This is a genomic window from Pseudomonas sp. HLG18 (assembly GCF_051903985.1).
GTDB classification, from domain to species: domain Bacteria; phylum Pseudomonadota; class Gammaproteobacteria; order Pseudomonadales; family Pseudomonadaceae; genus Aquipseudomonas; species Aquipseudomonas fluorescens_BT.
In genome coordinates, this window is sequence record NZ_CP195831.1 from 177,523 (window position 1) to 203,210 (window position 25,688).

Here is a 25,688-nt window from a genome sequence, read left to right on the forward strand (position 1 = left end):
TCCCACAGGGTTTGCCAGTGTCTGGCCGAGGTCTAGAGGAAACCCTATGAGCCTACTGACACGCCTGCTGGCGCGCGGCACTGTCGTGCTCGCCAGTTCGGCCTCCAAGCTGCAATCGCTGCAAATGCGCCTCACCGCCGGTGAAGTGAACGACGACATGGAGCACTTCGAACCCTACGGCTTCACCAGCCACCCGCTGGCCGGTGCCGAAGGCGTCGTCACGTTTCTCGGCGGCGACCGTTCCCACGCCATCGCCCTGGTGGTCGCCGACCGCCGTTACCGCCTGCAATCGCTGGCGGCCGGCGAAGTGGCGATCTACACCGACGAAGGCGACAAGATCCACTTCAGGCGCGGGCGGATCATCGACATCGAAACCTCAACTTTGAACATCCGCGCCAGCACCGCCGTGAACTTCGAGACGCCGGTGATCAACCAGACCGGCAAGATCGTTTCCAAAGGCGATCAAATGGCCGGCGGCATCAGCCAGATCAAGCACGTGCACGTTGGCGTGCAGGCGGGCAGTGGCCAGACCGGCGCGCCGGCGGGAGGTCAGTGATGCTGTTCAGTCAGAACCTCCACGCCGCGCTGACCCGTGCGGTGCTGATCAGCCTGTTCACCTGGCGCCGCGCCGCCGACGACGATGCCCTAGACGACGAGGAGCGTTTCGGCTGGTGGGGCGACACCTTTCCGACCGTGGCCGACGATCGCATCGGCTCGCGGCTGTGGCTGTTGCGCCGGGTCAAGCTGACCCGCCAGACCCAGATGGACGCCGAGTTCTATGCCCGCGAAGCCTTGCAATGGCTGATCGACGACGGCCACTGCAGCGCCATCGACATCATCAGCGAACGCCTCGACGCCCAGCGCCTGAACCTGCGCACGGTCCTGACCCTGGCCGACGGCGAACGCCTGGACATCAACCCCGATAACAGTTGGCAGGTGATTTATGCCGTTTGAAACCCCTTCGCTGCCGGTGCTGATCAAGCGCACTCAAAGCGACCTGGCCGGCGATTCGCTGCGCCAGTCCGATGCGCAAGTCCTGGCCCGCACCGTCGGTGGTGCCGCTTACGGTCTGTATGGCTACCTTGACTGGATTGCCGAGCAGATCCTGCCCGACACCGCCGACGAATCGACCCTGGAACGCATCGCCGCGCTGCGCTTGAACCAGCCGCGCAAACCGGCGCAAGTCGCTACCGGCAGCGTCAGTTTTACCGCGACCGCGGGCGCTGTGCTGGACGTTGATACGCTGCTGCAATCGAGCGATGGCCGTACCTACAGAGTCACCACTGCCCGCACTACCGTCAATGGCAGCAACACCACCACCATCGCGGCGCTGGATGCCGGCAGTCTCGGTAATGCCGATGCCGGACTGGCGCTGGCTCCGGTGCAGCCGGTCACCGGTGTGGTCGGCAACAGCTTTGTCGTGCTGGCGCCGGGCCTCAGCGGCGGCGTGGCGCGGGAAAGTCTGGAGTCGCTGCGTTCGCGGGTGATCCGGTCCTATCGCGTCATTCCTCACGGCGGTTCGGCCAGCGACTATGAAACCTGGGCACTGGAAGTGCCGGGCGTGACACGGGCCTGGTGCCGGGGCGGCCAGCTCGGGCCGGGCACGGTGACGGTGTTCATCATGCGTGATGAAGATCCGCAACCGGTGCCCAACGATGAGCAGTTGGCGGAAGTTCAGGATTACATCGAACCGCTGCGTCCGGTGACGGCGCAAGTGAATGTGCAGCGACCGATTCAAGTGCCGGTGGTGTACAGCTTCAAGAGTGTCAACCCGGACACCACCGCCGTGCGCGCTGCCATCGAATCGCAACTGCGTGACCTGCACAACCGTGAAGCCGACCTGGGTGTGCCGTTGCTGATCAGCCATATCCGCGAAGCCATCAGCAGCGCCGGTGGTGAGTACGATCACACCTTGACCGCGCCGGCCGCTGACGTGCCTGCCGGTAAAAGCGAACTGCTCACCTTCGGAGGTTGCGTATGGGGGGCATAAGATCCGCTGCGCAATATCAGGCGCAGCTTCGCGCATTGCTGCCCAGTGGCCCGGCATGGGATCCGGAGCGGGTGCCGGAGCTTGAGCAAGTGCTGCAAGGCGTCGCCGTCGAACTGGCACGCCTCGATGCCCGTGCCGCCGACCTGCTCAACGAGATGGACCCGGCTGGCGTCAGCGAACTGGTGCCGGACTGGGAGCAGGTGATGAACCTGCCCGACCCGTGCCTCGGCGCCACGCCGCTGTTCGACGACCGTCGCCTCGCTGTGCGCCGCCGCTTGCTGGCGGTCGGCAGCCAGGCCGTCGGCTACTACCTGGAAATCGCCAAAAGCCAGGGTTATCCCAATGCCACCATCACCGAACTCGAAGCCCCGCGCATGGGCCGTTCGCGCTTCGGTGCGGCGCACTGGGGCACTTGGGAGGCGCAGTTCATGTGGACGCTCAACACCGGCGGCCGCCTGCTGCTCGGCCGGCGTTTCGGCGCGAGCTATTGGGGCGAGCGCTTTGGCGTGAATCCGGGCTCGGCGCTGGAATGCCTGATCCATCGGGCGGCGCCGGCGCACACCAGGGTGCACATCAATTATGACTAGGGAATAACGCAATGGATTATCCGAAGAGTGTGCCCAGCGCCGGTCTGGTGAATGGGAAGTTTATCGATGAAAACCCGCTGACCGGGACACCGGGATCGCTGATCCCCGCTGACTGGGGCAACGGCGTTACTCAAGAAATCATCAATGTGATCAAGGCCGGGGATCTGACCCCGGACGAGAAGAAATACGATCAGTTGTTGCAGGCGATTCAGACGGTGACGGCCAAGGGCTGGAATCTGGATTCGGCGTTGCCGATCGGGTCTTTGCCTGCGGCAACCGTGGCCACAGCGGACGGGCGTCTGGCGGTGACGCCAGCCGCGGTGTCGACCAGTGGCGGCCGAGTATCGATCCCGGCAGGCGTATTGGTCAGCCTCGGACAGGAAGTCGTGGCAGGGCAGTTGGGGCGTTCGCGTACGTTCACCACTCAGGCCTGGAGCAGTGCCGACCTGCTGCCGAGTTCGGGTTACTTTCTGCGCGCTCAGGTAATTGGCGGTGCGCTGACCTTTTACATGCAGCGCGGCACGGTCTATGACGCGACACCGGAAGGTTTGAAGGGCACGGTAAATGGCGCAGCGGGTGGTGGCTTCCAGTCGACGCCCCTGGATATCTGTCTGGCCTGGGTTGTCACCGCCGGCCCCGGTTCGGTGCCGACTATCAGGCTGATCTACAACCGAAGCCGGTTGTCGTGGACGCAGACGGTCAATGGCAATGGAGTGGTGTATCTGCCGCTGGATCCACATGCGCGAGCGGCGCGTCTGGTGGTGGGCAATCCCACGCCGCACCCGACCGGCATCACCAGTGTGAACTTCGCGCCGGGCGGATGGCTGGGTGGCAACTATTGCTTCCTCAACCCGACCGTGGGCACCTCCAGCAACTGGGATGGCTGGGCAACGGCCGGCGGCGCCGCGCTTATTTTCTCCAGCAACGTGGTCAGCGATACGACGGTTTCGACATTGACCGCCAGCTTCGACCATAACGAATTGCGCTCACTGTGGCAGGCGTATCAGGCCGAACATACCTGGGGCGCGGGCAATGCCGCCAGTGACGAATTGCTGTTCAGCATGGGGCTCAAGAGCGTCGGTCCGGCCGATTACGCCAGCGGCATCGCGGTCAACTTTGCCGCCGCCGTCAATGTAAATTTTTCCTGGGAGTTGATCCGATGATCATCATTCAAGAACTGCATCAGTTCGAGGACGGTTTGCGCCTTGCACAGCCTTCCGCGGCTCATGATTGGGACGGCGAGCAGTGGGTCGTCAATGCCGAGAAGGTAGCGCTGCTGGATCAGCAGGAAATCGAACGCCTTTGCGCCAATGTCGATGCCGCCGCCGACAGCGCGCGCACCGCACTGGCAGGTGATCCACTCAAAGCCCTGGAATACGCCCAGGCCGCCATCGACGCTCAGGCCTTCCAGGACGCCGGCTACCCGAAAAAGGAAGTGCCGCTGTCCGTCGCTGCCTGGGTCGCCAAGGGCCGTTCGGCGAAGCAGTCCGCCGAGCAGATTCTCGACAAGGCCGCCCAGCTCAGCGACAGCCTGCTGACCCTGCGCACCTTGCGCCTGAAGGCCAAGACCCAGATCCGCGCGTACGCGGGCAAGAGCCAGATGGATCAGGCTCGCACTGCCGCCGATGAAGCGCTGCAGGCCATTCATCAACTGACGGCCAACCCGGCTCCGTAATCGCCATTCGCTTCACCCAAGCCCACTTCGTTGTGGGCTTTTTATTTTCAGGAACAGAAACGCTAGCGCCGTTGCGAAAGTCTTCGTGCCGCCACGTTTCATTTGTCATGACAGAGGAACGAATATCCCATGGATTATCCAAAAAGCGTCCCCAGCGTCGGCCTGGTCGATGGCCGCTTCGTCGATGAAAACCCGGTGGCGGGAACGCCCGGTTCGTTGATTCCGGCGGTGTGGGGCAACAGCGTTACACAAGAGATTCTCAACGTGATTACCGGCGCCGGGCTGGCAGCCGCCGAGACCGATACAGCTCAGTTGTACAAGGCGATTCAGTCGATAGTCGGCAAGGCAAGTCCGATGCGTTCGGTGATCACACGGCTGGCAGCTTCCAAAACGCTGACCGAACAAGAGCTTGGCCTTGTGCTGATCGACAGCAGCCCGGCGGCCACTACGGTGACCTTGCCGGCGGCCAGTCTCGGTTTGGGCGTGCGTGACGTTATCGTTCGACGTGTCGACAACAGTGGCAATCGACTGGTTGTTCAGGCTTCCGGTACGGATCGTATTCGCTTTCATACACACCTTTCGTCCATTGGTTACCCTTTTCTGGTGCTGATGGGTAACGGCGACTGGTGGCATCTGCGCAGTGACGCAGCGGGTAGCTGGTGGCCTGTCGGACGCTTCGACAACACACCATTGGGCCGACCGGTTTTCGAGACCACCACTGTGCTGGGGCCAGGCGGTTACGGGGCGCTTAACGGAGCGTTTCTCGATCGGGCGCAATGGCCCTGGCTCTGGGATTTCGCTCAGGCGTCGGGCGTGCTGACCAACGAAGCGGGGCGTTGGGGCAGGGAAGGGGCGTGGACCAGCGGCGATGGTGCGACGAACTTTCGTATCCCGGAAGCGCGCGGCGAATTTCTCCGCGTACTCGATGAAGCGAGAGGCGTGGATGTCGGTCGTGTCGCGGGCAGCCTTCAAAACCATGCGCTGCAGACTCATAACCATTATCTGCCCACCAGCACAGGCTCGTCCGGGCGTCCCGCTCCCTCCATTCCGGACAACCTCTGGAGTGTTTCGACGGACGTCAACTTTTACCCCACCAATGGAACGGTTGCTACGACCTATCCGAACCCTGCATTCGACTCCGATACCTACATCGGGTCGATCGGCAATTTCTCATCTGAAACCCGTCCGCGAAATATCGCGTATCCCGGCCGTATCAAACTGATCTGAGGCATACATGTTCAATTATTTGATAGATGACAGCGGTGCGCTGACCGGGCCTGTCGAGTTTCCTCTGGTGCCAGGTATTGGCGTACAGCTGCCCGGCAACGCCGTGACGCTGAGTATCGAACTCTCTGCGGCGCCGAATGGATATGCCTGGGCCTACGACAACGGTTCTCTGCAACAAAAGCTCGACTTTCGCGGTGATGTTTATCACACCGATACGGGCATTCGGGAAACCTGGACTGCATTGGGTGATCTGCCGGAGGGCTTCACCACGCAACCATGGCCGGGCGGATTTCATTCGTGGGTCGACAACGCCTGGCAGCTCGATGAAGCCGCTCGATTGGTGGATCTCAAACGGATCGCTCTGACTCGGCGCGACACGCTGCTGCGCGACGCCGTCCTGCGCATCGCCCCCCTGCAATACGCCGAAGACATCGGCGATGCCAGCCACGAAGAGCAACTGCAATTGCTCGAATGGAAGCTCTACAGCGTGGAGCTGAACCGCATCGAAAAACAGGCCAATTTTCCCGGCGAAGTCACTTGGCCGACGGTGCCCGGCGCAAGCGTAACCAACTGATTGCAGCACAGGGAACAGCATCTACGCGATCGACCAACTCTTCGCGCCTGCGTTTGTCGCGGCGATGGTTCCGGTGCCCGAGGGCGTCAACGTTGAAATCGGTGAGCCAATGATCCTGCCGCGAGCCCGTTCAGACCTTCGCTGAACGGCCGGCGGAGCCTGCAGGGTTCACGGCAGTTTCTGCCTGACGCAACCGGATGCCGATGTATTCACATTCAGGAGACAGGTAATGGATTATCCAAAAAACATTCCCAGCGCAGGTTTGGTGAATGGCAGGTTTGTTGACGAAAACCCTCTGACCGGAACACCAGGTTCGTTGATTCCGGCGAGCTGGGGAAATGGCGTGACGCAAGAGATTCTTGAAGTCATCAAGAGCGCAGGGACGGCCGCCGATGAAAGTGATAACACTCAGCTCAGGGCGGCAATCGATACGCTGATCTCGAAGAAGCAAAGCGACAGTCTGGCCAGTCAGGAAGACGCTGAGGCGGGGATCAGCAACAACCGGTTGATGACGCCGTTACGAGTGTTTCAATCCATAGCGAAAAAGATGCAACAGGCGACAGAGTCGCTGATGGGGATTGCAAAAGTTGCTTCTCAGGCAGAGGTCAACGCCGGTGTCAGTGACACCTCTGTCGTGACCCCTAAAAAACTCAGGCTCGGGTTCATGGTGAGGCTGGGCGCATCGGGTTACGTCGTTTTCCCCTCGTGGATGGGTGGAGTGATTATCCAGTGGATCACCGGGGGGGCCAGCCAGGCGGGGAATAACGGTTACGGCGATCTGAACCTATGGCCGCTGGTCTTTCCCAACGCACTGTTCCTTGCAGTCGCTACCCATGAAGGCACGGCAGCCGGAACGCAGCTGATCTGGAACAACAACGCGACCGTGAGTCGGCAGGCAGGCATCAATGTTCGTTGTCCTGAATGGCCGTCAGGCTCCATTGCCGCGCGTGTCATCGGAATAGGATATTGAGTATGTATTACTTTTCTCCGGCCACTTCCGGCTTTTATCACTCCGATCTACACGGCACCAACATCCCCGCGGACGCGTTTGAATTAAGCGAAGGCGAGTATTGCGCGCTGGTCTCGAACGCTCCAAAAGGAACCGTGCTTGGCCTGGCTGCCAACGGACGCCCGGAACGGGTGCTACTGGCTGAACAAACTCTTGATGCCACAGAACGGGCTTGGCGAGACAAGGTATTGGATCGCACTCAGTGGCTGGTTCTTCGCGATGCCGAAGAGCTGGAAATCGGCGAGGGCACCACACTGCGCGCCGAAGAATTCAAACAACTGCTCGCCTACCGACAGGACCTGCGCGACTGGCCCAATGATCCGGAGTTTCCGGATGCGCGTTCGCGTCCGCTAGAGCCGGATTGGCTGGAAGGTGTGCTGCGAGCAAACAACTGAGCGGATTGCCCGATGCGGCAACACCGGACTATCAAGGAAAATCATTATGGACTACCCAAAAAGTGTCCCGGGGTCAGGTTTGGTCGACGGCAGATTCGTCGACGAAGACGCGATCGCCGGCACCCCTGGATCGTTGATACCTGCGAGCTGGGGCAACAGCGTTACTCAGGAAATTCTCGGCGCGATTACCGCCGCAGGCCTTAAGCCTGACGAGCAGCAGACCGATCAATTGGCGCAGGCAATTCGTCAATTGGCAAAGCCCGATCCGCTGCAACAATTTCCGGTGCAGGTGTATCGCCGGAACGTTCTGATCAATGGCGGGTTTGATATCTGGCAACGCGGTCCAATCAACCTCGGGCCAAACATTGGCGGCTATGTGGCTGATCGTTTTCGTTGCGACTGGAATGGCAGTGCAGGAGTCGCCATATCTCAGCAGGGTTTTGCACCCGGTCAAACGGAAGTCGCCGACGAGCCGCGGTTTTTCCTGCGGTGGCAACAAACCCAGGCGGGAGCCGGAGCCACCGTACACAGAATCTCCCAAGCTATTGAGTCGGTACGAACCCTGGCAGGTAAAAACGCCACCGTTACATTCTGGGCCCGGTCCGATGCGGCCCGGCCATTAAGAGTGTCGGTTACTCAGAACTTCGGTTCTGCAGGCTCCGAATCTGTTGAAAGAACCATCGATGTTTTCCAGTTGGGCACATCGTGGAAGAAGTACAGCGCAACGTTTCAAGTCTCGGGCATTGCCGGGAAAATGCTGGGCGCCAGCAACTTTCTGAGGCTTGCGTTTGACCTGCCTTTGAATGTGCTGCAGACCGTGGATCTGGCGCAGATCCAAATGGAGGAAGGACCGGTATCCACACCTTTCGAGTATCGTCCAGTGGCTGAAGAGTTGATGCTTTGCCAGCGTTACTTCGAGAAGTCCTTTGCCACTTCGTTGCCGGTACGGGCGAACAATGGCTCTAGCACCTGCATTTCAACGTTCACGCAAGCGGCGCCTGCCAATAGCGGTCAGTTCGCGATGACGACAGGCATGTTGGTGCAAAAGAGGGTGTTACCTACCGTCGTCATGTATTGCCCTGGCAATACCAGCAATCAGGTGTGGAATCAGGCCGTGGGGCCATGTACCGGCAGTATTGTGCAGGGATTGACGGAGCGTGCCATTTCGTTTGCCACCGTTACCCCGGTCGGCAGCTTGCCCGGTCAGACCTTGCAGATCGAATGGACTGCCGACGCCGAATTTTAGGAGAAACCATGAGTTATCAATTGACCGCCAACGGCGTTCTTCGTCTGAGCGACCTGGCATATGTTCCACAGGATCCTGCCAATAGGGATTGGCTGGAATATCAAGCGTGGCTGTTGTCCGGTGGCCAGGTGTTGCCCTCGAATGAAGCATTTGAGGAATCTGCACCGAACAGCACCCTGACAACTCTGGCAAAAAAATGGCTGGGGGCCGTTGGTCGCCAACCGTGATTCAATCGGCGTATCCAGGGAGGATCGAGCATTATGCAAATTACTGAAGACAACCTACTCACCATCATGCCCAACGCCCGCCGCCAAGCGGGCGTTTTTGTTTCTGCACTCAACGATGCCATGGCTCGCCATCGTATCGACACGCCCAAGCGCGTGGCGGCGTTTCTCGCGCAAATCGGACACGAGTCGGGGCAGTTGCAGTACGTGCGCGAGCTGGGTAACAACCAATACCTGAGCAAGTACGACACCGGTACGCTGGCCTTGCGTCTGGGTAACACGCCCGAGGCCGATGGCGACGGGCAGAAGTATCGTGGGCGCGGGCTGATCCAGATCACCGGCCGCACCAACTATCGCCAGTGCAGTCTCGGGCTGTTCGGTGACGAGCGCTTGCTGGCGCTGCCGGAACTGCTGGAACAACCGCAATGGGCGGCCGAATCCGCGGCGTGGTTCTGGGCGCAGAACGGCCTGAACGCGCTGGCCGACCGTGATGAGTTCAACAGCATCACCCGGCGTATCAACGGCGGGTTGAACGGATTGCAGGATCGCCTGGAACTCTGGGGGCGGGCGAGGGCGGTGTTATGCCTGCCTTCGGTCTGAGCGTCTGGCGGCTAGTGGGCATGGTGCTGCTGGCCGCAGGTTCGGCGGCGCTGGCCTGGCAGTTTCAGGACTGGCGCTACGGCCGCCAACTGGCCGAGCAGGCCCGACAGCATGCCGAAACCCTCAATCAACTGACTCAGGCTGCCGCCTCGGCGCAGCAGGCCGAGCAGGACAAGCGCCTGGCCCTGGAGCAACGGCTCGCGGCCAGTGAACAAACCCACTACCGAGCACTGAACGATGCCCAACGTGATCAGGATCGCCTGCGCGATCGTCTTGCCACTGCTGATCTGCGCCTGTCAGTCCTCATCGACGCAGGCGACGCTGCCCAAGGCTGCGGTGTGCCAGCCGCCTCCGGCGCCAGCAGCGTGGATCATGCAGCCGTACGCGCCCGACTTGACCCGGCGCATGCTCGACGAATTGTCGCCATCACCGGCGAAGGCGACCGCGGACTGATTGCCTTGCAGGCCTGTCAGGCCTATATCAGAGCGCTGGCGCCTGCACATTTTGAATAAGCTTGTGTATTGAAAGCGCAACCGGCTCGTGTACGGTGGTACCCATTCCATCCGATCCGGAGCGCGCCGTGAAAGAAATCACTCAACTGGCGGCCGAACTTGGCCGACGTCTGCAGTTGCTCAATGCCCACGTCACTACGGCCGAGTCCTGCACCGGTGGCGGGATTGCCGAAGCCATCACCCGCATTCCGGGGAGTTCGGCGTGGTTCGAGGCCGGCTACGTGACGTACTCCAACCGACAGAAAACCCAGCAACTGAATGTCCCCGCCGAACTGTTCGGCACGGTGGGTGCCGTGAGTCGCGAAGTGGTCGAAGCCATGGTGCGCGGTGCGCAGAAACACAGCCGAGCGCGTTTTGCCGTAGCGGTCAGCGGTATCGCCGGGCCGGACGGCGGTTCACCGAACAAGCCGGTGGGCACGGTGTGGCTGGCCTGGGGTGTGGGTGATGCGGTTTCCAGCGAGGTTCAGCACTTCCCCGGCAACCGCGATGAAGTCCGCCGACAAACGGTGAAGGCCGCGCTAGAGGGGCTCCTGCGACTAGCGGCACGAGAAATCGAAAATCAGGGGTAGGCGATCCGCGAACGCTGTGGAATAATACTGGCTACTTATACAGGTGTTGGCCGTCAGGCCTTATTGATTACGTGAGGACTTTAATGGACGACAACAAGAAGAAAGCCTTGGCTGCGGCCCTGGGTCAGATCGAACGTCAATTCGGCAAGGGTGCCGTAATGCGTATGGGCGATCAGGATCGTCAGGCGATCCCGGCCATTTCCACCGGCTCTCTGGGTCTGGACATCGCGCTCGGCATCGGCGGCCTGCCAAAAGGTCGTATTGTTGAAATCTACGGTCCTGAATCTTCCGGTAAAACCACACTGACGCTGTCCGTGATCGCCCAGGCTCAAAAAGCCGGCGCGACCTGCGCCTTCGTCGACGCTGAACACGCCCTCGACCCTGAGTATGCCGGCAAGCTGGGCGTCAATGTCGACGACCTGCTGGTTTCCCAGCCGGATACCGGCGAGCAGGCCCTGGAAATCACCGACATGCTGGTGCGCTCCAACGCCGTTGACGTGATCATCGTCGACTCCGTGGCCGCCCTGGTGCCGAAGGCTGAAATCGAAGGCGAAATGGGTGACATGCACGTGGGCCTGCAAGCCCGTCTGATGTCCCAGGCGCTGCGTAAAATCACCGGTAACATCAAGAACGCCAACTGCCTGGTAATCTTCATCAACCAGATCCGCATGAAGATCGGCGTGATGTTCGGCAGCCCGGAAACCACCACCGGTGGTAACGCGTTGAAGTTCTACGCCTCGGTTCGTCTCGACATCCGCCGTACTGGCGCGGTGAAGGAAGGCGACGAAGTGGTTGGTAGCGAAACCCGCGTCAAGGTCGTGAAGAACAAGGTTGCTTCGCCGTTCCGTCAAGCCGAGTTCCAGATTCTCTACGGCAAGGGTATCTACCTGAACGGCGAGATGATCGACTTGGGCGTGCTGCACGGTTTCGTCGAGAAGTCCGGCGCCTGGTATGCCTATGAAGGCACCAAGATCGGTCAGGGCAAGGCCAACTCGGCCAAGTTCCTGGCAGACAACCCGGAAGTCGCGGCCAAGCTCGAGAAGCAACTGCGTGACAAGCTGCTGTCGCCAGCCGTGATCGCTGATTCCAAGGCTTCTGCGGTCAAAGAGACCGAAGATGACCTGGCTGACGCTGACATCTGATTGCACCGATGACAACCGCCGTCCTCGATACCCTCGTCGCGGTGCGGCGAACTGCAATGGACCTGCTCGCACGCCGCGAGCACGGTCGAGTCGAGCTGACGCGTAAGCTGCGTCAGCGTGGCGCTCCACCCGAGATGATCGAAACAGCCCTCGACCGATTGACGGAAGAAGGCCTGCTTTCCGAAGCCCGTTATCTGGAAAGCTTTGTTTCTTACCGCGCCCGTTCAGGCTATGGCCCGTTGCGGATTCGAGAAGAACTCAGCCAGCGCGGCCTGCAGCGTGCCGATATCGAACTTGCCTTGCGCGAGAGCGGTATCAGTTGGCAGGAACAGCTAACAGACACGTGGCAAAGGAAGTTCTCCGGACAACTTCCCGTCGACGCCAAGGAGCGAGCCAGGCAAGGCCGGTTTCTGGCATACAGGGGGTTCTCAATGGAGATGATCAACCGCTTGTTCAGCGGCAGAGGGATGGACGATTAAAACGATTCAATAAAAACGGCCCGCTATTTCGATAGCGGGCCGTTTTTTTTTGCCTTCAGATTACCTTCGACGGTTCGCGGTTGTGCTGCGTCGTTTGAGGCCTGGACTGAGCCCAGTTTTCCGGCAGGTTGATGAAATCCACCAGCTCACGCAGGCGCCCGTGATCCCGGGCGTTGAAGGCGAAGGCCAGCCGGACCAGATGACTGTATTGCGCCTCGTCGTGTTCCTCGCCACTGTAGGCGTGTTGATGGAACCGGTCACTCAGGCACAGATCGGCAAAGGCTTCCTGCATATGATCAAGGGCCTGATCGCTCAGTTTGTGGTTCATGCGAATGACAAACTGGCGCTTGAGCCAGCGGCTGGAATGGAAGTTGCCGTAGAACTGATTGATCTGTTCCACCGCCTCATCAACGCTGTAGACCAGCCGCATCAGTTTCAGATCGGTTGGCAGGATGTAGCGGTTTTCCTCCAGTTGCTGACGGATGAAATCCAGTGCTCCTTGCCAGAACGTGCCCCCCGGCACATCCAGCAATACCACCGGCACCAGTGGGCTCTTGCCGGTCTGGATCAGGGTCAGGACTTCCAGTGCTTCGTCCAGCGTACCGAAGCCACCGGGGCACAGCACCAACGCGTCGGCTTCTTTGACGAAGAACAGTTTGCGCGTGAAGAAAAAGTGAAACGGCAGCAGATTGCCGGTGCCATTCACGGTGGGATTGGCATGCTGTTCGAAGGGCAGGGTGATGTTGAATCCCAGGCTGTTGTCGCGGCCCGCTCCTTCATGGGCAGCCGCCATGATTCCACCACCGGCACCGGTAATGACCATCATGTCCGATCTCGTCAGGGCTGCGCCCAGTTCACGGGCCATGGCGTACAGCGGATGCTCGACGGGGGTGCGCGCCGAGCCGAATACGGTGACCTTGCGCCGGCCCCTGAACTGCTCGAGCGTGCGGAACGCCTGCTCCAGCTCCCGCAGGGCTTGCAGGGTGATCTTGGCGTTCCAGCGATTGTGGTCTTCCTGGGCCATGCGCAGCACGGTCAGGATCATGTCGCGGTAGATGGGAATATTCGGACTGTTGGGTGAAACCAGGTTGAGTTGTTCTTCGACCTTGCCGGTGAGGTCGTGGCCGCTTTCCTGAAAATGACGGCTGAGCAGGTCATTCGGTTGGTAAGGCATGCAACTTCTCCTTCTGCACAGAGCCTTCGGCCCTGACGTGCGGCGTCAGTGCCGCGCTGCAAGAAAAAACAAACGCCCGGCAGCTCCTTTCCTGCCGTGAAGTGATCAACGTGAATACTTTGAATCTAGACCCTCGAAGCATTTTTCGCTGCATCCAGCATTGCGCCACAAAGTCTTGCCTGGCAACTGCTTATTGTCGTTTTGCAAAGTGCTTTCACCGCTCGTCCGATGTCGCACCGAGGGCAAAATGCTCTGATTTACTAAGTTAAAGGCGCCGTACGACAACTTTGCGTCAGCGAGCGTACGCAAGGTGCATGCGATTCAAGGATTTGCGGGTGGCAAGGAGGCAGGACACATGACCAGAGTCATTCTGGAGATCGATACACAACTGTATCGAATGTTGAAGGCATCGGCCGAGACCAATCATGTGAGTCTCGAAGAGGAGTGCTGCCGACGTCTTTCGGGAGGGGAGCGCCGCTCGCGCTATCTGCAGGCTTTACTGGCCGAACTGCGCGCCGAGGATGAACAGCGGCGCGCCAATTCGCGGTGATTACTTTTTCTTCGCCGGAGCCGCTTTCGGGCAGTCCGATTCCTGATAACTGGCCGAACCGATGGCCCTGTTGGTCTTGACTTCGCTGAAGTCATAACGCATGACGGCCCCTTTGGCCATCAACTTGCGGTACGACGGGTTGTTGCAGACCGAAGCACCCAGCTGGAAATACACGGCCTTGGGATCGGCACGCATCTTGTCGGCATGACTTGCCTGGACGCTCAGGTGGTTGATCAGCGTGGTGCCTTCGACGGTGTAACCCTGATCGAGGATGTCTTCGTTGATCGCCCGTGGCGTGCCGACGCTGCTTTGTGCAGCGACGTTTTGCAGCTCTTTGTTCAGGTTCTGCTCTTTCAGGGACGCAGCCTGTACGCTGAAGGACAACGCCAGCGCGATGGCCGCGGTAGGAACGATAAGGCGCAGCATGAAACTCTCCTGATTCAGTGACTGGTGGTTCGACCAGCCCCGGGGCTGTGCGTTCAGTGGCGGCGAATTATAGGGGAGCCGGTCGGGAGGGTACAGGCTTGTGCTCGTTGCTCTGATAAACTGCCGGCCTTTATTGCCTTGCCGAGAGTTGTTCGTGTCGAGTTTTCCTGTCAGTCGGCGTCGCCCGCAATGAACCATGCCCCCAACGCCGTGGCCCGCCTGCGCGATCAGCGCGAGGACGAGGGAATCAAGCCGATCCAGGCCCGTGGTTTTCGCTCCGAGCGTTGCCGCGACTGCCGGGTAATCATCAGCCATTGCCTGTGCGCCTGGCGCCCGACCGTTGAAACCCGCTCCGGTGTCTGCCTGATCATGACCGGCAAGGAAGTGTTCAAGCCAAGCAACACAGGCTGGTTGATCGCCGACATCGTGCGGGACAATCACGCCTTCATCTGGTCGCGGACCGAACCGGACGAGCAACTGCTGGCACTGTTGAACGACCCGCAATGGCAGCCGTATCTGGTGTTTCCCGGCGAGTACGTCGAGCCTTCGCGGGTGACCAATACCGTGGATCTCGATAGCAGCAAGCGTCCGCTGTTCATTTTGCTGGACGCGACCTGGACCGAGGCGCGCAAGATCTTCCGCAAGAGCCCGTACTTCGATCGCCTGCCGATCCTCAGTCTGCTGCCCGACAAGCTGTCGCGTTATCGCCTGCGCCGTTCGACCCGCAGCGAGCACCTGTGCACCGCCGAAGTCGCGGCGCTGTGCCTGGAACTGGCGGGTGACACAGATGCCGCCTCGGCGCTGGACGCCTATTTCGATGTGTTCAGCCAGCATTACCTGGGCGCCAAGCAGCAGCTTGAGGTGAATGTATCGACACCGGCCCATGCCGAGTTGCTGCCTTTTATAGCAAACCCGCAGCCGGTGCCGGCCTGATCCTGGCCCATACTGCTAAAGCAGTGGCCGTGTTGCTTGACCACCCCGGCTTCGCTGGGCATGCTTGGCGCCGATTGGGGTACGGCCAAGGTTTGAAACGCCGTTTTTGTCCGTGATTGGCGTTGAACGTGCCCCTGTGGATGCCGCCGCACAAGCGTCGGCATCTTGAGTTGCCTTGGCGAGTCCCGAATGCATCGGGTCTGCCATCAAAAACAGGATCATTTGAAAAATGGCCACATACGACATCCTGATTGCCGACGATCACCCTCTTTTTCGTAGCGCACTGCATCAAGCGGTGACGATGGGCCTTGGTCCGGATGTACGAATGGTGGAAGTGGCGAGCATCGCCGAGCTGGAGGCGCGCCTGACCGAGAAGGCCGACTGGGATCTGGTGCTGCTGGACCTGAACATGCCGGGCGCTTTCGGGTTTTCCGGGCTGGTGATGTTGCGCGGACAGTACCCGCAGATTCCGGTGGTGATGGTCTCGGCGCAGGAAGAAGCTTCGGTGATGGTCAAGTCGCGGGAGTTCGGTGCCAGCGGTTTCATTCCCAAGTCGAGCGACCTGAGCGTGATTCAGGAAGCGGTACGCAAAGTGCTGGATGGCGATGTGTTCTGGCCGCCCCAGGCGTTCGAGGCCGTCAGTGTTTCCGACGAGGCCAAGGCTGCCAGCGATGGCCTGGCGAGCCTTACGCCCCAGCAGTTCCGGGTGCTGACCATGGTCTGCGAAGGCTTGCTCAACAAGCAGATTGCTTATGAGTTGAGCGTGTCGGAAGCGACCATCAAGGCCCACGTCACGGCGATCTTTCGCAAGCTGAACGTGCGGACCCGCACCCAGGCGGCTTTACTCTTGCAACAACTTGAGTCAATTCCGAGCCAGTAATACCAGGCCTCTTCACGCTTTTTTGACTTTCGTTGAACTAGCTTCCCCACTTCTTTTTGGTCGGTTGTGTATTTTATGTCACCTTTCAAGGGCCAGACGGGCCTGAAACGCATCCTCAACGCTTCCGGTTACTCGCTGGACGGCCTGCGCGCAGCCTTCACCGGCGAAGCGGCGTTCCGTCAGCTGGTGCTGCTTAACGTAGTACTGATTCCGCTGACGTTCTTCCTGAATGTCAGCCGTGTCGAGCAGGCGTTGCTGATCGCCGTGTGCCTGCTGGCGCTGATCGTCGAGCTGCTGAATTCCGCAGTGGAGGCGGCTATCGACCGCATTTCCCTGGAACTGCACCCGCTGTCCAAGAATGCCAAGGACATGGGCAGCGCCGCGCAATTCGTGGCACTGAGCATGATTGCCCTGGTGTGGGCGGTGATTCTGCTTTAAGCGATTGTCGGCAGGACGATCTCGTCGCTGCGCTGGACCCCGGCGGTGAAGGCGCGGCACAGATCGAGAAACTCGCGCATGGCGGAGGTCTGGTACTTCTGTTTGTGCCAGATGAAGTAGAACTGCCGCGCCAGATCCAGATCCGGCGTCTCCACCGGTACCAGACTGCCGCGCCGAAAGGCATCACGCAGCGCCAGGCGCGAAATACAGCCAATCCCCAAACCTGATTCCACGGCGCGTTTGATCGCTTCGGTGTGTTCCAGCTCCAGACGAATGTTCAGCGCACTGCGATGGTGACGCATGGCCTGATCGAAAGTCAGGCGGGTGCCGGAGCCTTGTTCGCGCAGAATCCACGCTTCGTGGGTCAACTCCTCCATCGTCGCGCTACCGCGTTTGGCCAGTGGATGCTGCGGGGCGCAGAACACCACCAGTTCATCCTCGACCCAGCTCTGCACTTCGATGTCCGGATGGCTGCAATCGCCTTCGATTAGACCCAGATCAATTTCGTAATGCGCCACCTGTTGCACGATATTGGCAGTGTTCTGCACATGCAGCTTTACCTGGCTTTCCGGGTGACGCTGCATGAAGCCGCCGATCAACAGGGTGGCCAGGTAATTGCCAATGGTCAGGGTCGCGCCCACCGACAGAGAGCCAAAACCGGATTTGCCGTTGAGCAGGTCCTCGATTTCCTTGGCCTGATCGAGCAGGGCCACCGCTTGCGGCAGCAATTGCTTGCCCAGGGCGTTGAGGCTCAGGCGTTTGCCGGCGCGATCGAACAGCTGGCAGCTGGACTGGCGCTCCAGTTCGGTGATGGAAGTGCTGGCGGCCGATTGCGACAGGTTGAGCAGACCCGCAGCACGGGACACGCTCTCCTGCTGGGCGACAGCGACGAAGACTTGCAGTTGACGAAGAGTAAATCGCATATCGATATAACCGATAACCCTTATCTTAATAATCCAGTTAACAGATATTGTCGGCGCTATTAGAATGCGATGCAATTGCGCACCGTCGGCATCCTTCAACGCGAGCCGGGCAAGCGCAGATCAATCTCCAGGAGTCCCACGTACATGAGCAACATGAACCACGAGCGTGTCCTCAGTGTTCATCACTGGAACGACACTCTGTTCAGCTTCAAGTGCACCCGCGATCCGGGCCTGCGCTTCGAGAACGGTCAGTTCGTGATGATCGGCCTGCAACAGCCTAACGGCCGCCCGCTTATGCGCGCTTACTCGATCGCCAGCCCGAACTGGGAAGAGCATCTCGAGTTCTTCAGCATCAAGGTGCCTGATGGTCCGCTGACCTCCCAGCTGCAGCACCTGAAGGAAGGCGACGAGATCATCATCTCGAAAAAACCTACCGGCACCCTGGTGCTCGACGACCTGAACCCGGGCAAGCACCTGTACCTGCTGAGCACCGGCACCGGTCTGGCGCCGTTCATGAGCGTGATCCAGGACCCGGAAACCTACGAGCGCTTCGAGAAAGTGATCCTGGTTCACGGTGTTCGTTACGTCAACGAAGTCGCCTACCGTGAATTCATCACCGAGCACCTGCCGCAGAACGAGTTCTTCGGCGAAGCGCTGCGTGACAAGCTGATCTACTACCCGACCGTGACCCGCGAGCCGTTCGAGAACCAGGGCCGTCTGACCGACCTGATGCGCAGCGGCAAGCTGTTCAGCGACATCGGCCTGCCACCGATCAACCCGCAGGACGACCGCGCGATGATCTGCGGCAGCCCGAGCATGCTCGACGAGACCAGCGAAGTGCTCGACAGCTTCGGCCTGAAGATCTCGGCGCGTATGCGCGAGCCGGGTGACTACCTGATCGAGCGTGCATTCGTCGAGAAATAATCCCGACGATGCCGATAGAAAAGCCCGCGTTGCCTGAGAAGGCAGCGCGGGCTTTTTCGTTTCCGCGATTCAGTCAGCGGCGGGAATCACTTCCAGAACGCGGATCTGTTCGGGCGTCGGGTAGTGCCAACGAACGTCCAGATCCCAGAACTGCGCGCCGTATTCGCGTTCGGGCGCGGGCGTCTGATACGCCGGACGCGGATCCTGGGCCAGGCATTGCTCGATCAACTCGACCAGCGGCTCGGTCAGGCGCTGAGCGTGCGTGTGCGCCTGTTGCAGCGCCGCGTCCGTCCACTGCACGTCGATCAGGTGCGGCGCGGCACTGGCGATGCTGTTGGAGGCGTCAGCAATGATGTCGGCGTACGGCACGTAGGGTTTGATGTCGAGAATCGGCGTACCGTCCAGCAGGTCGATGCCGGAGATGAACAGGCGATTGGCTTCGACCTTGTCCAGTTTCACCACCGACTGACCAATGCCGTTCGGCCGGTGCGTGGCGCGGGTGGCGAACACGCCCATGGACTTGTTGCCACCCAGACGGGGAGGGCGGACCTTCAGTCGCGGCTTTTCCTCCAGCGCCTGATGGAACAGGAACAGCAGCCAGACGTGACTGACCTGCTCCAGCCCCTGCACCGCGTCGCCCTGGTCGAACGGCGCCACCAGTTCCAGCACGCCACGGGCGGCAGGGGCCAGTTGCGGCTGACGCGGGATGGCGAACTTCTCCTTGAAGCAGGAACGGACGAAGCCGATGGGGGAGACGCTGTAAGTCATGGTCTTGGGTCAAGGCAGGAAACAGGGCGAGCATGATAACCCGGCAGGCCTTGTTGCCGACCTAAAGACTGAACCCGCCATCCAGCGGAATGACATTTCCGGTCATGTAGGCCCCGGCAGTGCTCGCCAGGCTGATCGCCAGCGCCGCCATTTCCTCTTCACGGCCCCAGCGTTTCATCGGGATCAGCGCGGTGTCTTCGGCCAACGCCCGCTGGTCGCTGACGATGTGCCGGGTCATCTTGCTCGGGAAACGCCCCGGCGCGATGACGTTGACGTTGATGTGCTGGCTCACCAGTTCACGGGCGAGGATTCGTGACAATTGATGAAGCGCCGCTTTGCTCGGCCCATAGGCGTAGGCCTGTTCGCCGAAGGAAGAGATGCCGGCCACCGAACCGATGTTGATGATCCGTGCCGGATTCGCCGCCGAGCCCGCCTTGCGCAGCAACGGCAGAAACTGCTGGATGCAACTGAACACCGACGTCACGTTGAGCTGCATGACCTTTTCCCAGCCCTTGACCGGGTAGCTCTCCAGCGGCGCGCCCCAGGTGGTACCGGCGTTGTTCACCAGAATGTCCAGATGAGTGATCTGCTCGCCCAGTCGCGCGGCCAGCTCTTTTACGCCATCTTCCGTCGCCAGATTCGCCGCCATGCCCAGACAAGTGCCCAGAGCACTGAGTTCTTCAGCGGTTTGATGGCAGGCTTCAGCGTCACGGGAGCAGACGTACACACGGGCGCCGGCCTCGACAAACGCCTTGGCGATCATTTTGCCGATACCACGGGTGCCGCCGGTCACCAGGGCGGTGCGGCCTTGCAGGGAGAAATACGGGTGCATGGCGAATCCTGAGGGCTAGGGTTCAGTACACCCTAGTCGCCGGCCGCGAAAAGCGGAGCCACTATTTTTTGAGGGAATGGAGAGGCATGCATGAAAACGGCGACCGAAGTCGCCGTTTTTTCAAGGATCAGCCGCGAATGCGCAGGGTCAGGCCCTTGAGGAAATTGCGCAGCAACTGGTCGCCGCACGGGCGGTAGTTGGTGTGGCCGACCTTGCGGAACAACGCGCTCAGCTCAGGCTTGGACACCGGGAACTCGGCAGCCTTGAGGATCGCGTGCATGTCGTCTTCCTTCAGTTCGAAGGCCACGCGCAGTTTTTTCAGAATGATGTTGTTGGTCACAGGCACTTCGATCGGCTGCGGTGGACGGCTCTCGTCCTTGCCGCGCTTGAAGATCACCAGACCGTCGAGGAAGTGCGCGAGGACTTCGTCCGGGCAGCGCACGAAACCTTCTTCGTCTTCTTCCTTCTTGTCGAGCCAGGTCACCACGTCGGCAAGAGTTACGTCCATGCCACCCAGTTTGATGATTTCGACGACTTTCTTGTCGCTGATGTCGAGCATGTAGCGCACGCTGCGCAATACGTCGTTATGAACCATGTTTGCAATCCTGATCGTTCGCTGTGGGCACCGCGCAGGCGCGATGCCGGAATGTATGGCGGCAACGGGGGCCTTAGAACTTCTCTTTACCGGACAGGTAGCGCCATTGGCCGGCTGGCACCTTGCCGATCGATACGCCGCCGATGCGGATGCGGCGGATGCCGACGACCTTCAGCCCGACCGCTTCGCAGAACTGGGCGATGATCCCCGGCTGCGGGTTCTTCATGGCGAAGCGCAGGCGGTTTTCGTTCTGCCAGCTGGCCTTGACCGGTGGCAGCTCCTTGCCCTTGTGGGTGAGGCCATGCTGCAGGCGATTGAGGCCGTGGGCGACCATGTCGCCTTCGACTTCGACCACGTATTCCTGCTCGATCTTCGCCGCGTCGGCGGTGAGCTTGCGCAGCACCTTCCAGTCCTGGGTGAACACCAGCAGGCCGCTGGCCTTGGGTTGCAGGTCGGCGCTGGCGGTCAGGCGCAGGAAGTGCCCGCGCAGCGGTCGCTTGCCGTAGCGGTGTTCTTCGCTGAGGGTGTCGGCGCTCAGCGACTGCATCGCCGTATCGACATCCATGCCGGCCGGCACGTTGAGCAGAATGGTCACCGGCTCCGGCGCGGTGGCCTTGGCGTCCTTGTCGAGTTCGACCTTTTGGTCGCCGACCTTGAACTGCGGCTCGTCGATGACTTCGCCGTCCACGGTGACCCAGCCGCCCTCGATGAACAGTTCGGCCTCCCGGCGGGAGCAACCGACCAGTTCGATGAGGCGTTTGGAGAGGCGAATCGGGTCAGTCATGACAGGGGCCGTAACAAAAAAGGGGTGGGCATTGTACCTGCCTGGCGCCGGTTAATCGCGATTGCATTTGTACCGTGTGGCTTTTAGCCGCGTACGGCGCGCTGCTCCGGTTGTTTCAGACGCATGTGCAGCAACGGATACGGCTGGCCCATGCCATCGACTTCCGACCGTCCGATCACCTCGAAGCCCTGCTTGAAGTAAAAACCCAGGGCCTGCGGGTTCTGCTCGTTGACGTCCAGTTCATCGGCGTTCAGGTGTTCCATGGCGTATCTCAGCAGCTTTTTGCCCAGGCCCTGGCCGCGATGCTCGGGGTCGATGAACAGCATTTCGATCTTGCCCGCCGCCACGCCGGCAAACCCGGTGATGCGCTGGTGGTTGTCCTTGGTACAGATCAGCATCACTGCGTCGAGGTAGCGGGTCAGCACCAGATTGCGCAACAGCTCGATATAGCTGTCCGGCAGAAAATCATGGGTCGCGCGAACCGAGGCCTCCCAGACCCGGGTCAGTTCCTGATAATCGCTGAGTTTCGGTGTGTGAATGACCGAATGGTGACGCATGCCCGTTAGCCTCTTTGTCATTAATGAGGGAGTCCTTCCCCTCACAAACGATAGCCGTAAAAAAGCCCCGCATCTCGTAAAAGAGAGCGGGGCTTTTCGTATTTTTCGCGTTTAGATCTGTTCGGCCCAGAGGTCGTATTCGTCGGCGTCGGTCACTTTGCACCAGACCTTGTCGCCCGGCTTGAGGTTGCTGCCGTTGTCGATGAACACGTTGCCGTCGATTTCCGGAGCATCGAAGAAGCAGCGACCGACCGCGCCTTGCTCGTCGACTTCGTCCACCAGCACTTCGATCTCGCGGCCGATGCGCATCTGCAGACGGGCCGAGCTGATGGCCTGCTGGTGCGCCATGAAGCGTTCCCAGCGATCCTGCTTGACGTCGTCCGGGACGATGTCGAGGTTCAGGTCATTGGCCGGTGCGCCTTCGACCGGCGAGTACTGGAAGCAGCCGACGCGGTCGAGCTGGGCTTCGGTCAGCCAGTCCAGCAGGTACTGGAAGTCTTCTTCGGTTTCGCCGGGGAAGCCGACGATGAAGGTCGAACGGATGATCAGGTCCGGGCAGATCTCGCGCCAGTTCTTGATCCGCGCCAGGGTCTTGTCTTCGAACGCCGGGCGTTTCATCGACTTGAGGACTTTCGGGCTGGCGTGCTGGAACGGGATGTCCAGGTACGGCAGGATCTTGCCGGCAGCCATCAGCGGGATCAGCTCGTCGACGTGCGGGTACGGGTAAACGTAGTGCAGACGGACCCAGACGCCGAGGGTGCTCAGTGCTTCGCACAGTTCAGTCATGCGGGTTTTCACCGGCGCGCCGTTCCAGAAACCGGTGCGGTACTTGACGTCAACGCCGTAGGCGCTGGTGTCCTGGGAAATCACCAGCAGTTCCTTCACGCCGGATTTGACCAGACGTTGAGCTTCGTCGAGCACGTCGCCGACCGGACGGCTGACCAGTTTGCCGCGCATCGACGGGATGATGCAGAAGCTGCAGCTGTGGTTGCAGCCTTCGGAGATCTTCAGGTACGCGTAGTGACGCGGGGTCAGCTTGATGCCTTGCGGCGGCACCAGGTCGATCAGCGGGTTGTGATCCTGTTTCGGCGGTACGACTTCGTGGACGGCGTTGACCACTTGCTCGTACTGCTGCGGACCGGTGACGGCCAGCACGCTCGGGTGCACGTCACGGATGTTGCCTTCTTCCACGCCCATGCAGCCGGTCACGATGACCTTGCCGTTTTCCTTGATCGCTTCGCCGATGACTTCCAGGGATTCGGCCTTGGCCGAGTCAATGAACCCGCAGGTGTTGACCACGACCACGTCGGCGTCCTGATAGGTGGACACCACGTCATAGCCTTCCATGCGCAGCTGGGTCAGGATGCGCTCGGAGTCGACCAGTGCTTTCGGGCAACCCAGAGATACGAAGCCAACCTTTGGATTGGCCGGCGCAGGAGTGGTGGACATGTCTAACCTCGGTGTTTTGTGACGTCGCTTGCCTGGTTCGGAAGCCGACGGACGGGCGCTTGAAACGCGCCTCTGATCAAAAAGTGCGCAATTCTAGCGATGAGCAACGCACTTGACCAGCTTTATGCAGGGAAATACGACGAGTGCTGCGCTATGCTTCGCGCCGTGAAGCTTTACCGATTTTTTACAGTCAACAAAACGTCTGTAACAACAGGTAAAACAGCGCATGCTGCACCACAAAGCATAGTGCTTCATTCAAAGAAGCCGGTTCGAGAATCAGGAGTGTTGGATGGGTCAGGCAAGTAGTCAGGCGGCGGGCGCCGAGCATTCGGCTGCAAAACCGCTGAGCATGCTGGTCGCGGCAGTCGGGGTAGTTTACGGCGACATCGGCACGAGCCCGTTGTACACCCTCAAAGAAGTGTTTTCCGGCGGTTACGGCGTACCAGTCAATCACGATGGAGTGCTGGGCATTCTGTCGTTGATCTTCTGGTCGCTGATCTGGGTCGTATCGATCAAGTACATGATGTTCGTCCTGCGCGCCGACAACCAGGGCGAAGGCGGGATCATGGCACTGACCGCGCTGGCACGGCGGGCGGCGGGCAAGCGCAGGACGTTGCGTTCGCTGCTGGTGGTTTGCGGCCTGATCGGCGCGGCGCTGTTCTACGGCGACAGCATGATTACCCCGGCAATTTCCGTGCTCTCGGCCATTGAAGGTCTGGGACTGGCGTTCGATGGCATCGACCACTGGGTCGTGCCGCTGTCACTGGTGGTGCTGGTGGGCCTGTTCCTGATCCAGCGTCACGGTACGGCGCGGATCGGCATTCTCTTCGGGCCGATCATGGTCACCTGGTTCCTGGTGCTCGGAGCCCTTGGCGTCTATGGCATCAGCCATTCCCCGGAAGTGCTGAAGGCACTGAACCCGATCTGGGCCGTGCGTTTCTTCATGGTGCATGCCGGCATGGGCGTGGCGATCCTCGGCGCCGTGGTGCTGGCGCTGACCGGTGCCGAAGCGCTGTATGCCGACATGGGCCACTTCGGGCGCAAGCCGATTGCCCGGGCGTGGTTCCTGTTGGTGCTGCCGGCGCTGGTGCTCAATTACTTCGGTCAGGGCGCCTTGCTGCTGGAGAACCCGGACGCCGCGCGCAACCCGTTCTACCTGCTGGCCCCGAGCTGGGCGTTGATTCCGCTGGTCGGTCTGTCGACCCTGGCCACGGTGATCGCCTCCCAGGCGGTGATCTCTGGCGCGTTCTCGCTGACCCGTCAGGCGATCCAGCTCGGTTACATCCCGCGCATGTACATCCAGCACACCTCCAGCGATGAGCAGGGCCAGATCTACATCGGCGCGGTGAACTGGTCGCTGATGGTGGGCGTGGTGTTGCTGGTGATCGGTTTCGAGTCCTCGGGCGCACTGGCCTCGGCCTATGGCGTAGCCGTGACCGGGACCATGCTGATGACCACGATTCTGGTGTCGGCCGTCATGTTGCTGCTGTGGAAGTGGCCACCGGTGCTGGCGGTGCCGGTGCTGATCGGCTTCCTGCTGGTGGACGGCCTGTACTTCGCCGCCAACGTGCCGAAAATCGTCCAGGGCGGTGCGTTCCCGGTGATCGCCGGTATCGCCTTGTTCATCCTCATGACCACCTGGAAGCGCGGCAAGCAATTGCTGGTCGAGCGTCTGGACGAAGGCGCACTGCCGCTGCCGATCTTCATCAGCAGTATCCGCGTGCAGCCGCCACACCGGGTTCAGGGCACTGCCGTGTTCCTCACCGCACGCTCCGACGCGGTGCCGCACGCACTGTTGCACAACCTGCTGCACAACCAGGTATTACACGAGCAGGTTGTGCTGTTGACCGTGGTCTACGAAGACATTCCGCGCGTTCCACCATCCCGACGCTTCGAAGTCGAAGCCCACGGCGAAGGCTTCTTCCGGGTGATCCTGCACTTCGGCTTCACCGACGAGCCGGACGTGCCGCAGGCGCTGAAACTCTGCCATCTGGACGACCTGGACTTCAGCCCGATGCGCACCACCTACTTCCTCAGCCGCGAAACGGTCATCGCCTCGAAACTCGAAGGCATGGCCCGTTGGCGTGAAGCGCTGTTTGCGTTCATGTTGAAGAATGCCAACGGCAATCTGCGGTTCTTCAATCTGCCGCTGAACCGGGTGATTGAGTTGGGGACGCAGGTGGAGATGTAAACCGGCGTCATCAAAAAGCCCCCGTCAGCCTTGCG

The 25,688-nt window shown here is 60.4% G+C and carries 32 protein-coding genes; 23 read left to right on the plus strand and 9 right to left on the minus strand.

Annotation, left to right across the window (positions count from 1 at the left end):
- Window positions 1-46 precede the first annotated feature (46 nt).
- The 17 genes from ACSPX5_RS00835 (at window position 47) to recX (ending at window position 12,229) form a co-directional block, all read left to right on the plus strand.
- Window positions 47-556 carry a phage baseplate assembly protein V gene (locus ACSPX5_RS00835; protein WP_207866692.1) on the plus strand — a complete coding sequence of 170 codons (510 nt, stop codon included), beginning with the start codon at window positions 47-49 and terminating at the stop codon, window positions 554-556.
- On the plus strand, window positions 556-954 hold the full coding sequence (locus ACSPX5_RS00840) for a phage GP46 family protein (RefSeq protein WP_007954906.1): 399 nt from the start codon (window positions 556-558) through the stop codon (window positions 952-954). The genes ACSPX5_RS00835 and ACSPX5_RS00840 overlap by 1 nt, the downstream gene beginning before the upstream one ends.
- Entirely contained in the window at window positions 944-1,990 is a 1,047-nt protein-coding gene (locus tag ACSPX5_RS00845; RefSeq protein ID WP_207866690.1) for a baseplate J/gp47 family protein, read from the plus strand. Before ACSPX5_RS00840 ends, ACSPX5_RS00845 begins: the two co-directional genes overlap by 11 nt.
- On the plus strand, window positions 1,978-2,577 hold the full coding sequence (locus ACSPX5_RS00850) for a YmfQ family protein (protein WP_169429103.1): 600 nt from the start codon (window positions 1,978-1,980) through the stop codon (window positions 2,575-2,577). The genes ACSPX5_RS00845 and ACSPX5_RS00850 overlap by 13 nt, the downstream gene beginning before the upstream one ends.
- Before the next feature lie 11 nt (window positions 2,578-2,588).
- Window positions 2,589-3,740, plus strand: coding sequence for a phage tail protein (locus tag ACSPX5_RS00855; RefSeq protein WP_439820779.1), 1,152 nt, complete (start codon window positions 2,589-2,591; stop codon window positions 3,738-3,740).
- The gene (locus ACSPX5_RS00860) at window positions 3,737-4,252 is read left to right on the plus strand and encodes a phage tail protein (RefSeq protein ID WP_439820780.1); all 516 of its coding nucleotides are present in this window, start codon (window positions 3,737-3,739) and stop codon (window positions 4,250-4,252) included. The genes ACSPX5_RS00855 and ACSPX5_RS00860 overlap by 4 nt, the downstream gene beginning before the upstream one ends.
- A gap of 129 nt (window positions 4,253-4,381) precedes the next feature.
- Entirely contained in the window at window positions 4,382-5,479 is a 1,098-nt protein-coding gene (locus ACSPX5_RS00865) for a phage tail protein (protein ID WP_439820781.1), read from the plus strand.
- A gap of 7 nt (window positions 5,480-5,486) precedes the next feature.
- Entirely contained in the window at window positions 5,487-6,053 is a 567-nt protein-coding gene (locus ACSPX5_RS00870) for a tail fiber assembly protein (protein WP_439820782.1), read from the plus strand.
- A 229-nt stretch (window positions 6,054-6,282) separates the two neighbouring features.
- Window positions 6,283-7,023 carry a gp53-like domain-containing protein gene (locus ACSPX5_RS00875; protein WP_169429108.1) on the plus strand — a complete coding sequence of 247 codons (741 nt, stop codon included), beginning with the start codon at window positions 6,283-6,285 and terminating at the stop codon, window positions 7,021-7,023.
- A gap of 2 nt (window positions 7,024-7,025) precedes the next feature.
- Window positions 7,026-7,457, plus strand: coding sequence for a phage tail assembly chaperone (locus ACSPX5_RS00880; RefSeq protein ID WP_439820783.1), 432 nt, complete (start codon window positions 7,026-7,028; stop codon window positions 7,455-7,457).
- Between the two features lie 46 nt (window positions 7,458-7,503).
- Window positions 7,504-8,703: a carbohydrate-binding protein CenC gene (locus ACSPX5_RS00885; RefSeq protein WP_439820784.1), complete on the plus strand. Its 1,200-nt coding sequence runs from the start codon at window positions 7,504-7,506 to the stop codon at window positions 8,701-8,703.
- An 8-nt stretch (window positions 8,704-8,711) separates the two neighbouring features.
- Window positions 8,712-8,930 carry a hypothetical protein gene (locus ACSPX5_RS00890; protein ID WP_439820785.1) on the plus strand — a complete coding sequence of 73 codons (219 nt, stop codon included), beginning with the start codon at window positions 8,712-8,714 and terminating at the stop codon, window positions 8,928-8,930.
- Window positions 8,931-8,963: 33 nt separating this feature from the next.
- The gene (locus ACSPX5_RS00895; protein ID WP_169429112.1) at window positions 8,964-9,527 is read left to right on the plus strand and encodes a glycoside hydrolase family 19 protein; all 564 of its coding nucleotides are present in this window, start codon (window positions 8,964-8,966) and stop codon (window positions 9,525-9,527) included.
- Window positions 9,509-10,039: a lysis system i-spanin subunit Rz gene (locus ACSPX5_RS00900; protein ID WP_439820786.1), complete on the plus strand. Its 531-nt coding sequence runs from the start codon at window positions 9,509-9,511 to the stop codon at window positions 10,037-10,039. Before ACSPX5_RS00895 ends, ACSPX5_RS00900 begins: the two co-directional genes overlap by 19 nt.
- A gap of 68 nt (window positions 10,040-10,107) precedes the next feature.
- Window positions 10,108-10,608: a CinA family protein gene (locus ACSPX5_RS00905; protein ID WP_085729865.1), complete on the plus strand. Its 501-nt coding sequence runs from the start codon at window positions 10,108-10,110 to the stop codon at window positions 10,606-10,608.
- Window positions 10,609-10,691: 83 nt separating this feature from the next.
- Window positions 10,692-11,750 (plus strand): recombinase RecA, encoded by a 1,059-nt coding sequence (recA, locus tag ACSPX5_RS00910; protein WP_003222269.1) that lies wholly within the window; start codon window positions 10,692-10,694, stop codon window positions 11,748-11,750.
- An 8-nt stretch (window positions 11,751-11,758) separates the two neighbouring features.
- The gene (gene recX, locus ACSPX5_RS00915) at window positions 11,759-12,229 is read left to right on the plus strand and encodes a recombination regulator RecX (RefSeq protein ID WP_096819568.1); all 471 of its coding nucleotides are present in this window, start codon (window positions 11,759-11,761) and stop codon (window positions 12,227-12,229) included.
- Window positions 12,230-12,284: 55 nt separating this feature from the next.
- Here the strand turns inward: recX and ACSPX5_RS00920 are convergent, their stop codons facing one another.
- Window positions 12,285-13,403 carry a TIGR00730 family Rossman fold protein gene (locus ACSPX5_RS00920; RefSeq protein ID WP_169429114.1) on the minus strand — a complete coding sequence of 373 codons (1,119 nt, stop codon included), beginning with the start codon at window positions 13,401-13,403 and terminating at the stop codon, window positions 12,285-12,287.
- A 355-nt stretch (window positions 13,404-13,758) separates the two neighbouring features.
- Between ACSPX5_RS00920 and ACSPX5_RS00925 the strand changes: the two genes are divergently transcribed.
- Window positions 13,759-13,953, plus strand: a complete 195-nt coding sequence (locus ACSPX5_RS00925) for a hypothetical protein (RefSeq protein ID WP_085712901.1) — start codon at window positions 13,759-13,761, stop codon at window positions 13,951-13,953.
- Here the strand turns inward: ACSPX5_RS00925 and ACSPX5_RS00930 are convergent, their stop codons facing one another.
- Window positions 13,954-14,379 carry a PA3611 family quorum-sensing-regulated virulence factor gene (locus ACSPX5_RS00930; RefSeq protein ID WP_169429115.1) on the minus strand — a complete coding sequence of 142 codons (426 nt, stop codon included), beginning with the start codon at window positions 14,377-14,379 and terminating at the stop codon, window positions 13,954-13,956.
- Between the two features lie 189 nt (window positions 14,380-14,568).
- Between ACSPX5_RS00930 and ACSPX5_RS00935 the strand changes: the two genes are divergently transcribed.
- The 3 genes from ACSPX5_RS00935 to ACSPX5_RS00945 all read left to right on the plus strand — a co-directional run bounded on the left by ACSPX5_RS00935 (window position 14,569) and on the right by ACSPX5_RS00945 (window position 16,630).
- Window positions 14,569-15,312, plus strand: a complete 744-nt coding sequence (locus ACSPX5_RS00935; protein ID WP_085712903.1) for a tRNA-uridine aminocarboxypropyltransferase — start codon at window positions 14,569-14,571, stop codon at window positions 15,310-15,312.
- 229 nt (window positions 15,313-15,541) lie between these two features.
- Window positions 15,542-16,192 carry a response regulator transcription factor ErdR gene (gene erdR / locus ACSPX5_RS00940; protein WP_085647827.1) on the plus strand — a complete coding sequence of 217 codons (651 nt, stop codon included), beginning with the start codon at window positions 15,542-15,544 and terminating at the stop codon, window positions 16,190-16,192.
- A 75-nt stretch (window positions 16,193-16,267) separates the two neighbouring features.
- Entirely contained in the window at window positions 16,268-16,630 is a 363-nt protein-coding gene (locus tag ACSPX5_RS00945; protein ID WP_003222276.1) for a diacylglycerol kinase, read from the plus strand.
- Here the strand turns inward: ACSPX5_RS00945 and ACSPX5_RS00950 are convergent.
- Window positions 16,627-17,553 carry a LysR family transcriptional regulator gene (locus ACSPX5_RS00950; RefSeq protein ID WP_085729869.1) on the minus strand — a complete coding sequence of 309 codons (927 nt, stop codon included), beginning with the start codon at window positions 17,551-17,553 and terminating at the stop codon, window positions 16,627-16,629. The two genes, ACSPX5_RS00945 and ACSPX5_RS00950, sit on opposite strands and share 4 nt — an antisense overlap.
- Before the next feature lie 144 nt (window positions 17,554-17,697).
- Between ACSPX5_RS00950 and fpr the strand changes: the two genes are divergently transcribed.
- The gene (fpr, locus tag ACSPX5_RS00955) at window positions 17,698-18,477 is read left to right on the plus strand and encodes a ferredoxin-NADP reductase (protein ID WP_003222277.1); all 780 of its coding nucleotides are present in this window, start codon (window positions 17,698-17,700) and stop codon (window positions 18,475-18,477) included.
- 69 nt (window positions 18,478-18,546) lie between these two features.
- Here the strand turns inward: fpr and tsaA are convergent, their stop codons facing one another.
- The 6 genes from tsaA to rimO form a co-directional block, all read right to left on the minus strand.
- On the minus strand, window positions 18,547-19,245 hold the full coding sequence (gene tsaA, locus ACSPX5_RS00960; RefSeq protein ID WP_439820787.1) for a tRNA (N6-threonylcarbamoyladenosine(37)-N6)-methyltransferase TrmO: 699 nt from the start codon (window positions 19,243-19,245) through the stop codon (window positions 18,547-18,549).
- Window positions 19,246-19,306: 61 nt separating this feature from the next.
- Window positions 19,307-20,077 carry an SDR family oxidoreductase gene (locus ACSPX5_RS00965; RefSeq protein ID WP_439820788.1) on the minus strand — a complete coding sequence of 257 codons (771 nt, stop codon included), beginning with the start codon at window positions 20,075-20,077 and terminating at the stop codon, window positions 19,307-19,309.
- A 127-nt stretch (window positions 20,078-20,204) separates the two neighbouring features.
- Window positions 20,205-20,672, minus strand: coding sequence for a DUF1456 family protein (locus ACSPX5_RS00970; RefSeq protein WP_169429118.1), 468 nt, complete (start codon window positions 20,670-20,672; stop codon window positions 20,205-20,207).
- A 73-nt stretch (window positions 20,673-20,745) separates the two neighbouring features.
- Entirely contained in the window at window positions 20,746-21,456 is a 711-nt protein-coding gene (locus tag ACSPX5_RS00975) for an rRNA pseudouridine synthase (RefSeq protein WP_207866681.1), read from the minus strand.
- Window positions 21,457-21,539: 83 nt separating this feature from the next.
- A complete protein-coding gene (locus ACSPX5_RS00980; RefSeq protein WP_169429120.1) occupies window positions 21,540-22,013 on the minus strand; it encodes a GNAT family N-acetyltransferase in 474 nt (157 codons plus the stop codon).
- 111 nt (window positions 22,014-22,124) lie between these two features.
- Complete coding sequence (gene rimO, locus ACSPX5_RS00985) at window positions 22,125-23,462, minus strand: 30S ribosomal protein S12 methylthiotransferase RimO (RefSeq protein WP_007954955.1); 1,338 nt, start codon at window positions 23,460-23,462, stop codon at window positions 22,125-22,127.
- 349 nt (window positions 23,463-23,811) lie between these two features.
- On the opposite strand from rimO, the gene ACSPX5_RS00990 reads away from it, so the two are divergent.
- On the plus strand, window positions 23,812-25,653 hold the full coding sequence (locus tag ACSPX5_RS00990) for a potassium transporter Kup (RefSeq protein WP_423815171.1): 1,842 nt from the start codon (window positions 23,812-23,814) through the stop codon (window positions 25,651-25,653).
- Window positions 25,654-25,688 lie beyond the last annotated feature (35 nt).

Bases quoted from the DNA above. Each gene is read 5' to 3' on its own strand.
- recX (WP_096819568.1), top strand. From the start codon at position 11,759: ATGACAACCGCCGTCCTCGATACCCTCGTCGCGGTGCGGCGAACTGCA.
- fpr (WP_003222277.1), top strand. From the start codon at position 17,698: ATGAGCAACATGAACCACGAGCGTGTCCTCAGTGTTCATCACTGGAAC.
- ACSPX5_RS00850 (WP_169429103.1), top strand. From the start codon at position 1,978: ATGGGGGGCATAAGATCCGCTGCGCAATATCAGGCGCAGCTTCGCGCA.
- ACSPX5_RS00890 (WP_439820785.1), top strand. From the start codon at position 8,712: ATGAGTTATCAATTGACCGCCAACGGCGTTCTTCGTCTGAGCGACCTG.
- ACSPX5_RS00920 (WP_169429114.1), bottom strand. From the start codon at position 13,403: ATGCCTTACCAACCGAATGACCTGCTCAGCCGTCATTTTCAGGAAAGC.
- tsaA (WP_439820787.1), bottom strand. From the start codon at position 19,245: ATGACTTACAGCGTCTCCCCCATCGGCTTCGTCCGTTCCTGCTTCAAG.
- ACSPX5_RS00885 (WP_439820784.1), top strand. From the start codon at position 7,504: ATGGACTACCCAAAAAGTGTCCCGGGGTCAGGTTTGGTCGACGGCAGA.
- ACSPX5_RS00945 (WP_003222276.1), top strand. From the start codon at position 16,268: ATGTCACCTTTCAAGGGCCAGACGGGCCTGAAACGCATCCTCAACGCT.
- ACSPX5_RS00860 (WP_439820780.1), top strand. From the start codon at position 3,737: ATGATCATCATTCAAGAACTGCATCAGTTCGAGGACGGTTTGCGCCTT.
- ACSPX5_RS00870 (WP_439820782.1), top strand. From the start codon at position 5,487: ATGTTCAATTATTTGATAGATGACAGCGGTGCGCTGACCGGGCCTGTC.
- recA (WP_003222269.1), top strand. From the start codon at position 10,692: ATGGACGACAACAAGAAGAAAGCCTTGGCTGCGGCCCTGGGTCAGATC.
- ACSPX5_RS00935 (WP_085712903.1), top strand. From the start codon at position 14,569: ATGAACCATGCCCCCAACGCCGTGGCCCGCCTGCGCGATCAGCGCGAG.
- ACSPX5_RS00855 (WP_439820779.1), top strand. From the start codon at position 2,589: ATGGATTATCCGAAGAGTGTGCCCAGCGCCGGTCTGGTGAATGGGAAG.
- ACSPX5_RS00975 (WP_207866681.1), bottom strand. From the start codon at position 21,456: ATGACTGACCCGATTCGCCTCTCCAAACGCCTCATCGAACTGGTCGGT.
- ACSPX5_RS00880 (WP_439820783.1), top strand. From the start codon at position 7,026: ATGTATTACTTTTCTCCGGCCACTTCCGGCTTTTATCACTCCGATCTA.
- erdR (WP_085647827.1), top strand. From the start codon at position 15,542: ATGGCCACATACGACATCCTGATTGCCGACGATCACCCTCTTTTTCGT.
- ACSPX5_RS00840 (WP_007954906.1), top strand. From the start codon at position 556: ATGCTGTTCAGTCAGAACCTCCACGCCGCGCTGACCCGTGCGGTGCTG.
- ACSPX5_RS00835 (WP_207866692.1), top strand. From the start codon at position 47: ATGAGCCTACTGACACGCCTGCTGGCGCGCGGCACTGTCGTGCTCGCC.
- ACSPX5_RS00845 (WP_207866690.1), top strand. From the start codon at position 944: ATGCCGTTTGAAACCCCTTCGCTGCCGGTGCTGATCAAGCGCACTCAA.
- ACSPX5_RS00950 (WP_085729869.1), bottom strand. From the start codon at position 17,553: ATGCGATTTACTCTTCGTCAACTGCAAGTCTTCGTCGCTGTCGCCCAG.
- ACSPX5_RS00970 (WP_169429118.1), bottom strand. From the start codon at position 20,672: ATGGTTCATAACGACGTATTGCGCAGCGTGCGCTACATGCTCGACATC.
- rimO (WP_007954955.1), bottom strand. From the start codon at position 23,462: ATGTCCACCACTCCTGCGCCGGCCAATCCAAAGGTTGGCTTCGTATCT.
- ACSPX5_RS00875 (WP_169429108.1), top strand. From the start codon at position 6,283: ATGGATTATCCAAAAAACATTCCCAGCGCAGGTTTGGTGAATGGCAGG.
- ACSPX5_RS00865 (WP_439820781.1), top strand. From the start codon at position 4,382: ATGGATTATCCAAAAAGCGTCCCCAGCGTCGGCCTGGTCGATGGCCGC.
- ACSPX5_RS00930 (WP_169429115.1), bottom strand. From the start codon at position 14,379: ATGCTGCGCCTTATCGTTCCTACCGCGGCCATCGCGCTGGCGTTGTCC.
- ACSPX5_RS00990 (WP_423815171.1), top strand. From the start codon at position 23,812: ATGCTGGTCGCGGCAGTCGGGGTAGTTTACGGCGACATCGGCACGAGC.
- ACSPX5_RS00895 (WP_169429112.1), top strand. From the start codon at position 8,964: ATGCAAATTACTGAAGACAACCTACTCACCATCATGCCCAACGCCCGC.
- ACSPX5_RS00965 (WP_439820788.1), bottom strand. From the start codon at position 20,077: ATGCACCCGTATTTCTCCCTGCAAGGCCGCACCGCCCTGGTGACCGGC.
- ACSPX5_RS00980 (WP_169429120.1), bottom strand. From the start codon at position 22,013: ATGCGTCACCATTCGGTCATTCACACACCGAAACTCAGCGATTATCAG.
- ACSPX5_RS00900 (WP_439820786.1), top strand. From the start codon at position 9,509: ATGCCTGCCTTCGGTCTGAGCGTCTGGCGGCTAGTGGGCATGGTGCTG.
- ACSPX5_RS00925 (WP_085712901.1), top strand. From the start codon at position 13,759: ATGACCAGAGTCATTCTGGAGATCGATACACAACTGTATCGAATGTTG.